13 protein-coding genes are annotated in these 14848 nt (G+C 72.6%); 8 read left to right on the top strand and 5 right to left on the bottom strand.

Going from position 1 to position 14848, the window contains the following annotated elements; all coding sequences use genetic code 11:
- The first annotated feature begins 4 nt into the window (after positions 1 to 4).
- From hypB to hypE, 5 genes are all read left to right on the top strand, one after another.
- Complete coding sequence (gene hypB / locus OG294_RS31335) at positions 5 to 733, top strand: hydrogenase nickel incorporation protein HypB (protein ID WP_327069923.1); 729 nt, start codon at positions 5 to 7, stop codon at positions 731 to 733.
- Complete coding sequence (gene hypF, locus OG294_RS31340; protein ID WP_327069924.1) at positions 730 to 3051, top strand: carbamoyltransferase HypF; 2322 nt, start codon at positions 730 to 732, stop codon at positions 3049 to 3051. Before hypB ends, hypF begins: the two co-directional genes overlap by 4 nt.
- Positions 3052 to 3065: 14 nt before the next feature.
- Positions 3066 to 3359, top strand: coding sequence for a HypC/HybG/HupF family hydrogenase formation chaperone (locus tag OG294_RS31345; protein WP_327069925.1), 294 nt, complete (start codon positions 3066 to 3068; stop codon positions 3357 to 3359).
- The gene (gene hypD, locus OG294_RS31350; RefSeq protein ID WP_327069926.1) at positions 3356 to 4528 is read left to right on the top strand and encodes a hydrogenase formation protein HypD; all 1173 of its coding nucleotides are present in this window, start codon (positions 3356 to 3358) and stop codon (positions 4526 to 4528) included. The genes OG294_RS31345 and hypD overlap by 4 nt, the downstream gene beginning before the upstream one ends.
- 76 nt (positions 4529 to 4604) lie before the next feature.
- The gene (hypE, locus tag OG294_RS31355; RefSeq protein ID WP_442789371.1) at positions 4605 to 5591 is read left to right on the top strand and encodes a hydrogenase expression/formation protein HypE; all 987 of its coding nucleotides are present in this window, start codon (positions 4605 to 4607) and stop codon (positions 5589 to 5591) included.
- Positions 5592 to 5730: 139 nt separating this feature from the next.
- On the opposite strand, the gene OG294_RS31360 is transcribed toward hypE, so the two are convergent.
- The 3 genes from OG294_RS31360 to OG294_RS31370 form a co-directional block, all read right to left on the bottom strand.
- Entirely contained in the window at positions 5731 to 6537 is an 807-nt protein-coding gene (locus OG294_RS31360) for an alpha/beta fold hydrolase (protein ID WP_327069928.1), read from the bottom strand.
- 123 nt (positions 6538 to 6660) lie between these two features.
- A complete protein-coding gene (locus OG294_RS31365; protein ID WP_327069929.1) occupies positions 6661 to 7056 on the bottom strand; it encodes a nuclear transport factor 2 family protein in 396 nt (131 codons plus the stop codon).
- Between the two features lie 177 nt (positions 7057 to 7233).
- The gene (locus OG294_RS31370; RefSeq protein WP_327069930.1) at positions 7234 to 8592 is read right to left on the bottom strand and encodes a glycoside hydrolase family 18 protein; all 1359 of its coding nucleotides are present in this window, start codon (positions 8590 to 8592) and stop codon (positions 7234 to 7236) included.
- A gap of 343 nt (positions 8593 to 8935) precedes the next feature.
- Between OG294_RS31370 and OG294_RS31375 the strand changes: the two genes are divergently transcribed.
- Positions 8936 to 10930: a translation factor GTPase family protein gene (locus OG294_RS31375; RefSeq protein ID WP_327069931.1), complete on the top strand. Its 1995-nt coding sequence runs from the start codon at positions 8936 to 8938 to the stop codon at positions 10928 to 10930.
- Positions 10931 to 11135: 205 nt separating this feature from the next.
- Here the strand turns inward: OG294_RS31375 and melC2 are convergent, their stop codons facing one another.
- Both melC2 and melC1 read right to left on the bottom strand, forming a co-directional pair.
- Positions 11136 to 11963, bottom strand: a complete 828-nt coding sequence (gene melC2, locus OG294_RS31380; RefSeq protein WP_327069932.1) for a tyrosinase MelC2 — start codon at positions 11961 to 11963, stop codon at positions 11136 to 11138.
- Positions 11964 to 12021: 58 nt separating this feature from the next.
- Positions 12022 to 12426, bottom strand: a complete 405-nt coding sequence (gene melC1, locus OG294_RS31385) for an apotyrosinase chaperone MelC1 (protein WP_327069933.1) — start codon at positions 12424 to 12426, stop codon at positions 12022 to 12024.
- A gap of 644 nt (positions 12427 to 13070) precedes the next feature.
- On the opposite strand from melC1, the gene OG294_RS31390 reads away from it, so the two are divergent.
- Together OG294_RS31390 and OG294_RS31395 are read left to right on the top strand one after the other, a co-directional pair.
- Entirely contained in the window at positions 13071 to 13286 is a 216-nt protein-coding gene (locus OG294_RS31390; RefSeq protein WP_327069934.1) for an MbtH family protein, read from the top strand.
- A gap of 218 nt (positions 13287 to 13504) precedes the next feature.
- Complete coding sequence (locus tag OG294_RS31395; protein ID WP_327069935.1) at positions 13505 to 14824, top strand: cysteate synthase; 1320 nt, start codon at positions 13505 to 13507, stop codon at positions 14822 to 14824.
- Positions 14825 to 14848 lie beyond the last annotated feature (24 nt).

A 14848-nucleotide genomic window follows, 5' to 3' on the forward strand; every position in this document is an offset into this window, starting at 1 on the left:
CCCGATGTGCCGTACGGTTGACCTGCAGCAGGCGGTCCTCGCCCGGAACGACGACAGCGCCCAGGAGTTGCGCACCGCACTGGCCGCCCGCGGCACGATCGCGGTCAATCTGCTCTCCAGTCCCGGCAGCGGCAAGACCGAGCTGCTGGAGCGCGAACTGGGGCTGGCCCGGGAGCGGGGCGTGCCGGTCGCGGCGCTCACCGCGGACCTCGCCACCGAGAACGACGCGCTGCGGCTGGGCCGTTCGGGCGTGCCGGTCAAGCAGGTGCTGACCGACGGGCTCTGCCACCTGGAGGCGGTGATGCTCCGCGGCCACCTGGACGGCTGGTTGCCGCAGGCCACCCGGCTGCTCTTCGTGGAGAACGTCGGCAACCTGGTCTGCCCGGCCTCCTACGACCTCGGCGAGTCGCTGCGGGTGGCACTCGCCTCGGTCACCGAGGGCGAGGACAAGCCGCTCAAGTACCCGACGGCCTTCGGGCTCGCCCACCTGGTGCTGGTCACCAAGACCGACCTGGCGGCGGCCGTCGGCTTCGACGAGGCTGCTTTCCTGGCCAACGTCCGGCGGGTCAACCCCGGGGTCGAGGTGGTGCTCACCTCCGCACGGACCGGGCAGGGAGTGGGCACGCTGCTGGACCGGGCGCTGGCGGTGCTGGCGGGTGAGCCGGTGCACCGCCCGGTGATGGGCCGCCCGGCCGGACACGCGCACGGCGCGCCCTTGGCGGACCACTCTTGACGGACACGAGGCAGGCCGAGCGGCGGCGGGTCCTGGTGCGGGGGATCGTGCAGGGGGTGGGGTTCCGGCCGTTCGTCTACGGGCTGGCCACCGAGTTGGGCCTCAGCGGACAGGTGACCAACACCGGCGAGGGCGTGCTCGCCGAGGTGGAGGGGCTGCCGGCGGCGCTGGAGGCGTTCTGCCACCGGATCGGGGCGGATGCCCCGCCGCTGGCCGAGGTGGCCGCGGTGGCGCAGGAGAGCATCGCGGTCACCGGTGGCACCGGCTTCGCCATCGTGCCCTCCCAGGCCACCGGCGGGGTCCGCACGCTGATCCCGCCGGACACCGCGACCTGCGCGGACTGCCTGGCCGAACTCGCCGACCCGGCCGACCGCCGCCACCGCCACCCGTTCATCACCTGCACCAACTGCGGCCCGCGCTTCACCATCATCACCGGGCTGCCCTACGACCGGGCCGCCACCACGATGGCCGGCTTCCCGATGTGCCCGCGCTGCGCCGCCGAGTACACCGACCCCGGGAACCGGCGCTTCCACGCCCAGCCGATCTCCTGCCACGACTGCGGGCCGCAGCTGGCCCTGGTCCGGCCGGGGCGGGCGCTGCACCGCGGGCCCGGCGTGGTGCAGCGGGCCCGCGACCTGCTGGCCGCCGGGGCGATCCTGGCGGTCAAGGGCATCGGCGGCTACCACCTGGCCTGCGACGCGGCCGACGCCGAGGCCGTGGCCCGGTTGCGGCGGCGCAAGAACCGCGGCGACAAGCCGTTCGCGGTGCTGGCCCGCTCCCTGGCCGAGCTCGACCCCCTGGTCGGACTCGACGCGGCGGAGCGGGAGTTGCTCACCGGGCCGCAGCGCCCGATCGTGCTGCTGCGCCGCCGGCCCGGGGCGGGCGCGCTCGCCGAGGCCGTCGCACCGCGCTCGGCCGACCTGGGCGTGATGCTGCCCTACGCCCCGCTGCACCACCTGCTGCTCGGGCTGCCCGGCGACCCGCCGGGCCCCGCACTGCTCGTGCTGACCAGCGCCAACCTGGCCGGGGAGCCGATCGTCACCGACGACGCGGAGGCCCGCGCCAAGCTGGCCCCGCTGGTGGACGGCTGGGTGATGCACGACCGGCCGATCCAGGTGCCCTGCGACGACTCGGTGCTGCGGGTGGTGGACGGCGAGGTGCTGCCGCTGCGCCGCTCGCGCGGCTGGGCCCCGCTGCCGGTGCAACTGCCGGTGCCGGTGCGGCCGGTGCTCGCGGTCGGCGGCGATCTGAAGAACACCTTCGCGCTGGCCCGGGGCGAGTCGGCCTGGCTCTCCGCCCACATCGGCGACATGGACGACCTGGCCACCCTGCGGGCCTTCGACCGCGCCGTCGCCCACCTGACGGCCGTCACCGGGGTCGTGCCCGAGCTGCTGGCCGCCGACCGGCATCCGGGCTACCGCTCGGTCCGGCAGGCCGGGCGCGCCGCGCGCGGGCGGCCGTTGGTGCGGGTGCAGCACCACCACGCCCATGTCGCGGCGGTGATGGCCGAGCACGGGCTCACCGGCAACGAGCCGGTGATCGGCGTCGCCTTCGACGGGACCGGCTACGGCGAGGACGGCGCGATCTGGGGCGGCGAGGTGCTGCTGGCCGACTACGACGGATTCCGGCGGCTGGCGCACCTGGGGTACGTGCCGCTGCCGGGCGGCGATGCGGCGGTGGCCCGTCCGTACCGGTCGGCGCTGGCCCAGCTGCACGCCGCGGGACTGCCGTGGGAGGCGGACCTGCCCTGTGTGCGGGCCTGTTCCGAGGAGGAACGCCGCGTGCTGGAACAGCAGTTGGCGCGCTCACTGAACTGCCTGCCGACCTCCAGTATGGGGCGGCTCTTCGATGCGGTGGCCGCGCTGGCGGGCGTCTGCCAGCGGGCCGGCTACGAGGCGCAGGCGGCGCTGGAGCTGGAGGCGGCGGCGGTAGCGCACGGCCCGGCGCAGCCGTACGCCTTCGGTCTGCGCGCGGGCGACGACGCCTCGGACCTGCTGCTGGTGGCCGAGCCGGCTCCGGTGCTGGCCGCCGTGCTGGCCGACCTGCGGGCCGGCGCGTCGGCCGGGCTGATCGCCGCGCGCTTCCACGCCGGCGTGGCCGCGCTGGTCCGTGCGCTCTGCGCGGCGGCCCGTGAGCGGCACGGAGCGGACCAGGTGGCGCTGAGCGGCGGGGTGTTCGCCAACGCCGTGCTCTCCTCGGCCTGCGCGCGCGGCCTGCGCGAGGACGGTTTCACGGTGCTGCGGCACCACCGGGTGCCGCCGAACGACGGCGGGTTGGCGCTCGGCCAGCTGATCATTGCGGCGCGAGCCGCCGGTTGAGAGGAGATGGTCCCATGTGTCTTGCGGTGCCCGGCAGAGTGCTGGAGATCGAGGAACGCGACGGCGCGAGGATGGCCGTGGTGGACTTCGGCGGTGTGGTGAAGGACGTCTGCCTGGAGTACCTGCCCGACCTGCAGGTCGGCGAGTACGCCATCGTGCACGTCGGGTTCGCGTTGCAGCGCCTGGACGAGGAGTCGGCCTGCCGCACGCTGGAGCTCTTCGCCGAAATCGGCCTGCTGCAGGAGGAGTTCGGTGATCCCTGGGAGGCAGCGGCGGCTGCCGGGGCGAGTGCGGAGGTGCAGCGGTGAAGTATCTGGAGGAGTTCCAGGACCCTGAGCTGGCCCGCGTCCTGCTGGAGGACATCAGGGCGACGGTGACCAGGCCCTGGGCGGTGATGGAGGTCTGCGGCGGCCAGACGCACAGCATCATCCGCCACGGCATCGACCAGCTGCTGCCGGACGAGGTGGAGCTGATCCACGGACCGGGCTGCCCGGTCTGCGTCACCCCGCTGGAGGTGATCGACAAGGCGCTGGAGATCGCCGGCCGGCCGGAGGTGATCTTCTGCTCCTTCGGCGACATGCTGCGGGTGCCGGGCACCGACCGCGACCTGTTCCGGGTCCGCGGCGAGGGCGGCGACGTGCGGGTGGTGTACTCGCCGCTGGACGCGCTGCGGATCGCCCGGGAGAACCCGCACCGCGAGGTGGTCTTCTTCGGCATCGGCTTCGAGACCACCGCGCCGCCCAACGCGATGACGGTGCACCAGGCCCGCAAGCAGGGCATCACCAACTTCAGCATGCTGGTCTCGCACGTGCTGGTGCCACCCGCCATCGAGGCGATCATGACCTCGCCGGACTGCCGGGTGCAGGGCTTCCTGGCCGCGGGCCACGTGTGCAGCGTGATGGGCACCGAGGAGTACCCGCAGCTGGCCGAGCGGCACAAGGTGCCGATCGTGGTGACCGGTTTCGAACCGCTCGACATCCTGGAGGGGATCCGGCGCACGGTACGGCAGTTGGAGCGCGGCGAGCACACCGTGGAGAACGCCTACCAGCGCGCGGTGCGGCCCGAGGGCAACCCGGCGGCCCGCGCGATGCTCCAGGACGTCTTCGAGGTCGCCGACCGCGCCTGGCGCGGCATCGGGGTGATCCCGGGCAGCGGCTGGCGGCTGAGCGAGCGCTACCGCGAGTTCGACGCCGAGCACCGGTTCGACGTCACCGGGATCACCACCCGCGAGTCCGAACTCTGCCGCAGCGGCGAGGTGTTGCAGGGTCTGATCAAGCCGCACCAGTGCGAGGCGTTCGGCACCGTCTGCACGCCGCGCAATCCGCTGGGCGCCACCATGGTCTCCACCGAGGGCGCCTGCGCCGCGTACTACCTCTACCGGCGGCTGGGCGCGCCGGCCGCTGCGACTGCGACCGCCGCTGCGACCGCGGCTGGGGCTGTGCCTCCGACCGCGCTGGAGGCGAGCCCCGTTGGCTGAGACCCGGACCCTGGCCGCGCCCGACTTCGCCGGCTGGACCTGCCCGCTGCCGCTGCGCGACCACCCGAGGGTGGTGATGGGGCACGGCGGCGGTGGGGCGATGTCGGCCGAACTGGTGGAGAACATCTTCGCCCCGGCCTTCGGCGGTGCCCAGGCCGCACTGCGCGACTCGGCCGAGCTCACCCTGGGCGGGGCCCGACTCGCGTTCTCCACCGACTCGTTCGTGGTGCGACCGCTCTTCTTCCCCGGCGGCAGCATCGGCGACCTGGCGGTCAACGGGACCGTCAACGACCTGGCCATGAGCGGGGCGAGCGCGACCTACCTCTCCTGCGGGGTGATCCTGGAGGAGGGCGTCGAGATGGCCCTGGTGGGCCGGGTGGCGCAGGCGATGGGGGCGGCCGCCCGGGCGGCCGGGGTCGCGGTGGTCACCGGCGACACCAAGGTGGTGGAGGCAGGGCACGGCGACGGCATCTACCTCAACACCGCCGGCATCGGCCTGATCCCACCGGGCGTCGACCTGCACCCGCAGCGCGCGGTGCCGGGTGACGTGGTGATCGTCAGCGGCGAGATCGGGCTGCACGGCGTGGCGATCATGAGCGTCCGGGAGGGGCTGGAGTTCGGCGTCGGGATCAGCAGCGACTGTGCCGCGCTGGGCGGCCTGGTGACCGCGATGCTCGCCGTCACCCCGGACCTGCACGTGCTGCGCGACCCCACCCGGGGCGGGGTGGCCGCCGCGCTGAACGAGATCGCGGCGGCGGCGGGAGTCGGCGTGGTGCTGACCGAGCGCTCGATCCCGGTGCCGCCCGAGGTCGCCAACGCCTGCGCGATCCTCGGGCTGGACCCGATGTACGTGGCCAACGAGGGCAAGCTGGTGGCCTTCGTGCCGCGCGAGCACGCCGAGGCCGTGCTGGCCGCGATGCGGGCCCACCCGCTGGGCGCGCGGGCGGCGGTGATCGGCGAGTGCGTGGCCGAGCACCCGGGCATGGTGGTGGCCCGCACCGCACTCGGCGGCACCCGGGTGGTCGACCTGCCGCTCGGTGAGCAACTGCCGCGGATCTGTTAGGGATCCAGGCTGTGGCCCGGGCCGGCGGGGCGGGCGACCGTCCCGCCGGCCGTTCTCGATCCGGACGTCCCCGAGGACGAACCCGCTTGCGAGGGCGATCGGTCGCGTGCTCGGGGAGACCAGGCTCGGTCCGGCACGGTCAGCCGGTGAGCAGGGGCGAGCTGCTGCCCTCCAGGATCACCCGGGCCACCAGGGCGGGGTTGTCGCCCATCGGCACGTGGCCGCAGCCGGGCAGCGGGATGAACCGTGCGGCGGGCAGGAGTTGGCGGGCCCGGCGGCCCTGGCCGTTCAGCAGCAGCCGGTCCTCGGTGCCCCAGGCGATGGTGAGCGGGATGTCGGCGGGGATGCCCACGGGGAAGCGCGCGACGTGCTCGCCGAGCCCGGCGCGCAGGGTCTGATGGAAGCCGCGGGCCTCCAGCATCGCCCGGGTGTCCAGCATCAGTTCGTCGGGGTCGAGCCGTTCGGGGCGGCCGTAGATCACGCCGAACATCAGCTTGCGGGCCTGGGGGCGCTGGGCCAGCGAGGCGCGGACCGACTCGGGGGTGCGGGCGGCGAAGCGGTGCAGGCTGAGCATGCCGGCCGCGTAGAGGAAGCCGGGCCTTCGGTAGAAGCCGGCGGGGGAGAGCGCGGTGACCGAGGAGGCCAGCGAGTGCCGGGCGGCGTGCAGGGCGAACAGGCCGCCCAGCGAGTTCCCGGCCACGTGCGGGCGTTCGACACCGATCGAGTTCAGGAAGTCGCCCAGTACCGTGATGGCGCTGTCGATGGAGTAGGGCATCCCGGCGGGCAGGGTGGGCGAGGCGCCGAAGCCGGGCAGGTCGACGGCGATCACCTCGCGTTCGGTGGCGAGCAGGTCGAGGACGGGCTTCCAGCCCTGCCAGCGGTGTCCGATGCCGTGCAGCAGAAGCAGGGGCGGGCCGTCGCCCCGGCGCTCGTGTACGAGGTCCATGGCCGTGAGGATAGGCCCAAGTTACCGGCTAGTCACTGACTTGTGAGAATCCGTGTCAATAGTCTGAAAATCAACGCCCGGCCGGGGTGGCCGGCCTCCGCCGGCCGGGCGCTGCGCGGGACCTCAGGCCCGGGCGCTGCCGAGGTTCCGGTCGGCCTCGCCGCCGGACAGCAGCAGCGTGGTCTCCTCGATCCGGACGAACCGGCCGTCGGGCGCGAACTCGCCGAAGAGGTAGACCTCCATGCGGACCGTGGAGCCGTCCTTCTTGGTGACGGTGACGGCGTGCCGGTCGGCGTAGAGATGGCCGTTGGCCAGCTCCTCGTACACGTCGACCGAGCCGGAGGCGACCACGGCACGCAGGTGGGCGATGTGCTCCAGGAACTCGGTGCGGTCGGCCCAGCTGCCGTCGGTGCGCTGGCGGTACTCGGGGGCGAAGTGGCGGTCGGCGGCCTCGTCCAGGGGCAGCTCCGGGTTGAAGAGCAGGTCGGTCAGGGCGCTGGTGATGTCGGTGCGGGTCATGGCGAGCTCCGGGGAGTCAGGGGTTTTGCGTGCGCTGCGCACGCTTCTCCTGAACTGTAGCGCATCTGCGTGCGGCGCGCACGCTTCTTCTGTGAGGGGCGAAACGGCGAGCGCGGACCACGATGATGCCGTGGTCCGCGCTCGCCGTTCGGGGGCGCCCCCGAACGGCCCCGGGGGTCAGTGGCCGTTGAGGCTCTCGCCGAGGGCGGCGGTCAGGCTGCCGTCCGCGGTGTCGCCGTCCAGCGACCAGACGAAGGTGCCGCGCAGCCCCTGCTGGCGGATGTACTGGCCCTTGATCCGGACCGAGGTCGGGTCGTCGTAGCTGGCGAAGGTGCCGGTGGCCGGGTCGTACTTGTAGGGCTCGTCCGCCGCCGGGTCCCAGTAGGTCTGCCCCGGGGCGGTGAGCACCTGGTTGTAGTCCGGCGTCGTGGCCACCCCCGCCGTGGCGGGCTGGAACAGGCCGTCGCCGTTGGGGCCCGGGGCGACGCCGGTCCACTCGTGGGCGTAGTAGGGGATCGCCAGGCCGATCTGGCCCGCTCGCACGCCCTGGCTCTCGTAGTACTTCACCGCCTGGTCCACGGTGAACCGGTTGTTCGCCGGGTTCGGGTCCGCCGGGTCCTGGTGGAGGGCGGAGGAGAAGTCGGTCGGGCCGGTGTTCTCCCAGCTGCCGTGGTAGTCGAAGGTCATCACGTTGAACCAGTCGACCACCTTGGCCACCTTGCGCAGCTCCAGCTTGGCGGCGAAGGCGGGGTTGGCGGAGGTGTTCGCGGTGAGCAGGTAGTGCCCGGCGCCGGCCTGCCGGCTCAGCCCGGACAGCTGGTGGCGGAACTCCGTCATCAGCGCGGTGTAGTCGGGGGTGTCCTGCGGGCCGTACGGGTTGCCGTTGCCGGGCTCGCCCGGGTACTCCCAGTCGACCGCGAAGCCGTCGAAGATGCCGGCCGCGGCGCCCGCCGGCAGGCCCGGGATGTCGCCCTTGAGGTACTGGTCGACGCAGGAGGAGACGAACTTCTGCCGGCCGGCCGCGGTGGCGGCCAGCTGGGAGAACTGGCCCGACCAGGACCAGCCGCCGATCGACATCACGATCTTCAGCTTCGGGTAGGCGGCCTTGAGTTCGCGCAGCTGGTTGAGGTTGCCCTTCAGCGCCTGGTCGGGCTGGTCGGCCTGGCCGTTCACCGACTCGTCGGCGGTGAAGGGGCGCTGGTAGTCGGCCCAGGTGTCGGCGCTGGCGCACTGGCCGTCCGGCGAGACGGTGCTGAACGCGTAGTCCAGCTCGGTGAGGTGCTTGATGTCGCCGCTGGTGATCAGGTTCTTCTCGAAGAAGCCGGAGTAGATGCCCCACTGGGTGAAGTAGCCGGTCAGTGCCTTCTGGTCGCCATCGCGGTGGTGGTCGCCTGCCTGGCTGCCCGTCCGGGCGAATGCCGTGGCACCGGCGGGGGCGGCGCCCAGCAGGGCGACGGCGCAGGCCGCGGCCGCGGCGCTGACGGCGGCTCTGCGGATCGCGGAAGGGCGGGTGGCAAAACGGCGGAGCGCTGGCATGGACTCTCCTCGGCGGGATGCCTCAAGCAGGAGCAACGGTGGGGGAATTGGCGATGCCAAGGGCGCGCGCCGGCGGTGCTGGGTGCGGGCAGCGGGAAGCGGCATTGGCATAGACCAATGAGAGGGAAGGTATAGTCCGCCGCCCGCCGGGTCAATGGCCCTCCCACGCCGAACCGCACGCCGAACGGCGCGGGAAAACCAGGTGCTTGGCACGGTGCGCCCCGATAAGGTCCGGTCTGTTCGGCCCCCGTCGTCGCCACCGCTGAGGAGAGCGTCATGTCCCGAAAGATCCGTGTTGCTCCGGTGATGGAACTGACGACCGAACAGCGTGGAGAAGCACGTCATGACAAGCGTGAACATCGGGATCCTGGCCCATGTCGATGCCGGTAAGACCAGCCTGACCGAACGGCTGCTGCACACCGCCGGGGTGATCGACCGGATCGGCAGCGTCGACCGCGGGGACACCCAGACCGACTCGCACGAGCTCGAACGCCGGCGCGGCATCACGATCCGGTCGGCGGTGGTCTCCTTCACCGTCGGCGAGGTGAAGGTCAACCTCATCGACACCCCCGGTCACCCGGACTTCATCGCGGAGGTCGAGCGGGCCCTTGGCGTGCTCGACGGCGTGGTCCTGGTCGTCTCGGCGGTCGAGGGCGTGCAGGCGCAGACCCGCCTGCTGATGCGCACGCTGGCCAGGCTGCGGATGCCCGTGCTCGTCTTCGTGAACAAGATCGACCGCCGGGGTGCCCGGGAGTCGGAGCTGCTGGCCGAGATCCGCGCCGAACTCACGCCCGCCACCGTCCTGATGAGCCGGGTGACGGGGCTCGGCACGCCGCTGGCGCGGGCGAGCGCCCGGCAGCTTGCGCAGCAGGACTTCGCCGGGGAGCTGGCGGAGCTGCTCGGTGACCACGACGACGCCTTCCTCGCGCGTTACCTCGGTGAGGGGCCGGAGCCGACCGCCGCCGACTACGAGGACGCCCTCGCCCGCTGCGTCCGGGCCGGCGAGGTCCACCCGGTCTTCTTCGGCTCGGCGCTGGCCGGGACCGGGGTCGCCGAACTGGCCGACGCGATCGCGCGGCTGCTGCCGCAGTGCTCGGGGAGCGGGGACGGTGCGCTGCGCGGGACGGTGTTCAAGATCGAACGCGGCTGGGCCGGCGAGCGGACCGCCTATGTCCGGCTGCACTCGGGAACCCTGGCCGCGCGCGCCGACGTCGCCTTCCACCGGCCCGAGCGCCAGGGCGCGGTCACCGGACTGACCGGCCGCTGCACGGCGGTGGAGGTCTTCGAGCGGGGTGCCGCGCTGGTCGAGCGGACGGCGGTGGCGGGCGACATCGCCAAGCTGCGCGGGCTCAAGGGGATCCGGATCGGCGACCGGATCGGCGACCGGCCGGGCGAGGGGGCGGGCCCGGGCGGACCCCAGCTGTTCGCGCCGCCCACGCTGGAGACCGTCATCCGGCCGACCAGGCCCGGGGATGCTCCCCAACTCTACGAGGCCCTGCAGCAGTTGGCCGACCAGGACCCGCTCATCGATGTGCGGGTCGACCGGACGCAGGCGGAGCCCCGGGTGTCGGTCTCGCTCTACGGCGAGGTGCAGAAGGAGGTCATCAAGGCCACGCTCGCCGAGGAGCACCAACTGGACGTGGTCTTCGAGGACACCCGGATCATCTGCGTGGAGCGGCCGATCGGGATCGGCGCGGCGGTGGAGGAGATCGGCTCGCAGAGCCGGACGCTCTTCTGGGCCACCGTGGGTCTGCGGGTGGAGCCCGGCGAGCCGGGCTCGGGGACGGTCTTCCGGCGCGCGGTCGAACCGGGCTCACTGCCGGCCGCCTTCCACAAGGGGATCGAGGAGGCGGTGCGGGCCACCCTCCAGCAGGGTCTGCACGGTTGGGAGGTGCTCGACGTCATGGTGACGCTGACCCGCACCGGCTTCGCCAGCCCGATCAGCACGGCCGGAGACTTCCGCAGGCTGACCCCGCTGGTGCTGATGAACGCGCTGCGGCAGGCCGGCACCCAGGTGCTGGAGCCGGTGAACGGCTTCGAGCTGGAGGTGCCGGCCGAGCACGTCAGCACCGTGCTGCTCACCCTGGCCGAGTGCGGGGCCACGGTGGCCACGACCGTGCTCCGGGGTGGCAGCTACCTGGTCGAGGGGCAGCTGCCGGCCCGTACGGCGCGGGAGTTCGAGCAGCAGCTGCCGGGGCTGAGCGCGGGGGAGGGCGTGCTGCTCACGCGCTTCCACGGCTTCACCCCGGTGGTGGGGGCGGTACCGACCCGGCAGCGGACGGACAGCAACCCGCTGGACCGCAAGGAGTACCTGCTGAGGACCTTCGGGCGGCTGTGAAGGGGAGTTGGAGCCGGCGCTCCGCCCGCGGGCGGAGCGCCACGGCTGCCGTGCCGGCCAGCGCGGAGAATGCCCGACGAAGCCGTAGGGTGACGTCCTCTCGGAGATGATTCGTCTCCATACTGCTGAATCCGGTGGGCTGTTGGCGATCGATCGATCGGGTGACGCCAACTCCGGTGTCCGGCCCCCGTGGTGCGCCCCGGGATCAGTACGCGCTGTCGTAGGTGTAGAAGACGGTGTGGTCGAGCAGGGCCGCCGGGGCGGTGTCGTTCCACGGCTTCATCGGGTCGCCCAGGGCGACCACGTCCTGGGTCGTGGCGGTGGGCAGGTAGCCCTGGTCGGGGTGGCGGCTCTGCCAGGCCGACCAGAGCCGGTCGATCATGCAGTGGTGCAGCCAGAAGACCGGGTCGTTGGGCGACATGCCGGTGCTCATCGCGCCGCCCACCCAGACGTGCACCCGGTTGTGCAGATTGACGCCCCGCCAGCCCTCCAGGTTGTTGCGGAAGCCGTCGGAGTCGCTGTTCCACGGTGCGGCGTCGTACGGGGTGATGGCCAGCACGCTGTCCACGTCGGCCCGGGTGGGCAGGTTCGGGGTGTCGCCGCCGAGCCTGCGGACCAGGTAGGGGCGGCTGTCCGGGCGTACGGTCAGCGGCCAGTTCCCGGCGGCGTAGGCGAAGGGGCCGGTGGTCACCCGGCCGCCGGAGCCCGTGCCGTCGCCGCCCAGCAGGTCCGGGCCCCAGAGCGAGGCGTTCGGGGTGCGGTCCGTGGTCCAGTCCCAATAGGGCAGCGAGACAGCCGGGTTGACGGCCTGCAGGGCCTTCTCGAACTCCAGCAGGAACTTGCGGTGCCAGGGCAGGAAGGACGGCGAGCGGTGGCCGGTGCGCTCGGTGTCGTCCTGGTCGCTCATGATGAACTGGTTGTGCGTGGTGACGAAGGCGTCGTAACCGCCCTGCTTCTTGAGCGCCAGGACGGCGTTGACGAAGTCGCGCTTCTCCTGGGCCGTCAGGGTCGCCTGGTTCTTGCGGACTGCCATGGGTGCTCCTTGTGACGTGTTCGGGGTGCGGAGTCGGACGTGCGGTGGCAGGCCGGGCTCAGAGGTCGATCGGGGTGAGGGTGGCGCCCTGCAGCTCGTTCACGGCGGCGCGGGCGAGGGCGCGCGGCGTGCTGAAGGTCTGGTAGTGGTTGATGACGCTGATCCAGGTGCCGTCGGCGTTGCGCATCACGTGCAGTTCCTGACCGTCGATCAGCACCATGTAGCCGGAGCCGTGGTGCATGCCGGCCATGCCGGCCATGCCGCCGCTCATCGGCATGCCCTGGATGTGGCGGCCCTGGAAGACCTCGTCGAAGGTGGCACTGCCGCCGTCGGCCGCAGCGGCCTTCGCGGCGGGCTTGGACAGGCCCAGCAGGGCCGTGCCGGCGGTGGCGGTCAGGGCGACGGCGGCGCCCTGGAGCATGCGGCGGCGGGTGAGTTCGGTCGTACTCGTCTTGTCGGACATGGCTGTGTCCCCCCATTGCTGAGTGCGCGTGACTGGAATGGCTGAATCGGCCCCCCGATTTGATGACGGACCGTCAAGAAAGGGCGTCGGCACCACCGTTGTGCTGCCTCGCGATGACGCATGGGTCGCGATCGGTCCGTCCGGCTCATTCCTATCAGGGCGTGGAGGGGGCTTGGCGAGTGAGGTCGTCCGGAGTTGGCGGGGTGACCGTTTCTGGACATCGTGTGGAGAAAGTTGCATCTTTTACCAAAGTGAGAACTTCCTTTTACTGGGTGGTTCCACGCGGGAGCGTGGAAGATCTTGCGTCGAAGATGCTCTGTGGCAGGAAGGTCTGCGGTCTTGACGGATCCTTTGTGACCGTCCTTACGTCGCCAGGATGGCGTGATGGCAGGGGTGTTGCTGCCCGACCGCGCTTCCCGATGGGGCACCGGGGGCAGCTGGGGCGCAGCCGCGGACCGGCGGCCGGGGTCCCGTCGGCGTCGAGCGGGCACGTCGGCGGGTGATCAACAAGACTTGATCGGTCACGACCCCTGGGCCATAGTGGAGCCGCGGTGGAACGGGGGTTCCCCAGAGCGGATGTGGCTGCCACCGACCGCGATCCACACTGTGCTTCCGAACAATGTGCTTCCGAGAAGGGCGACGCGGTGACGAATCCGTTTGAAGATCCCGATGCCGACTACCTGGTGCTCGTCAACGGCGAGGGACAGCACTCGCTGTGGCCGGCCTTCGCCGAGGTGCCCGACGGCTGGAACCAGGTCTTCGGGGCGGCCAAGCGCCAGGAGTGCCTGGACTACGTCGAGAAGAACTGGACCGACATGCGGCCCGCGAGCCTGATCGAGGCCATGGAGGCCGCCGAGTAGTGCGCGCCGGCCGGCCTGCCGGGCCGGCCGCGGGTGCCGGGCGGCGCGTCCCACCGACGCGCCGCCCGGCACCGCGAGCGCTGACCGACACCGCAGCCCCGCCGCCATGCCTCGGCCGGGCCGGTTCGTGCTGCCCCGGGTCGGGGCACTGCCCCCGCGCCGGCCGCGCGCGGGGGCAAAGGCTGCTGGGCAGCCAAGAACAAGCAGGGGGACGGGCGTTGAACGGGGAACACTATGCCGTCGTCTGCGTCGAGTGCGGGACGCGCTCCGCGGACGACGGACTGATCACGAGCTGCCGCGGCTGCGCGGACGCCGCGCTGCTGCGCACCGACTACCGGGCCGCCGCGCTGCCGGTCTCGGCCGGGGCGTCGGGCATCTTCCGGTACCGGGAGTGGCTGCCGGTCGCCCGGGAGATCCCGGGTTCGAGCCTGCCGTCCGTGCACCGATGTCAGAACCTGGGAGCGGCACTGGGTCTGACCGATCTCTGGGTGGCGTTCAACGGCTACTGGCCGGAACGGGGCAGCCACCTGGTGTCCGGGACGTTCAAGGAGCTGGAAGCCTTCACCGTCCTGGCCCGCACCCCCGAGGACGCCGGGGTCATGGTGGTCGCGTCCGCCGGCAACACCGCGGCCTCCTTCGCGCTGGCCGCCGACCAGGTCGACCTCCCCTGTGTGCTCGTGGTGCCCGACCGGGCGCTGCCCGACCTGGGCGTGATCGACGCCCTGCACGGCATCGGCAGGCGGGTTCGGATCGTCGCCGTCAAGGGCGGCACCTACAACGACGCGATCGCCTACAGCCAGGGCCTGCTGGCCGCCGATCCGGTGTTCTTCCCCGAGGGCGGGGTGCGCAACGTCGCCAGGCGCGACGGACTCGCCGTCGTCATGCTCGCCGGGTACGAGGCGATGGGCCGGCTGCCCGACTACTACGTCCAGGCGGTGGGCAGCGGCACCGGGGCGGTGGCCGCCCACGAGGCCTCGCGCCGGATCGCCGCGCAGCCCGGCGGCGGGAGCGTGCCGCGCATGCTGCTCTGCCAGAACAGCGAGTTCGCGCCGCTGCACCGGCTCTGGCGCCACTGGGAGGCCACCGGCGGTGCGGTCGCGGCGGGTCCGGGCGACGGCGGGGCCGCCGGGCAGCGCGGGACGGCGGGGCAGGAAGACGTCCACGCGCCCGAACTCGTCAACGCCGCACCGCCGTTCGCGGTCCGTGGCGGCGTGCGCGACATCCTCGCCGACAGTGCGGGCGACGTGCTGGTCGCCGACGGCGCCGCGGCCCGGGCGGCCGGCGCGCTCTTCGAGGAGACCGAGGGCATCGACATCGAGCCGGCCGCGGCGGTGGCGGTGGCCTGCCTGCGCGAGGCCGTCGCGGCCGGCCGGGTGCCCCGCGACGCGCGGGTGCTGCTGAACATCACCGGCGGAGGCCGGCGCCGGACCCGGGAACTCGTCGGCCGGCACGGCCCGGAACCGGACGCGTGGCTGGTCGGAACCGCCGGCGAACCGGCGGCCACGGCCGCCATGGTGCTGGACTCACTGGCCCTGTGACGCTCCGTCGCGCGCCCGGCAAGA

Origin of the sequence: Kitasatospora sp. NBC_01302, from assembly GCF_035976515.1 — a bacterium.
GTDB lineage: Bacteria > Actinomycetota > Actinomycetes > Streptomycetales > Streptomycetaceae > Kitasatospora.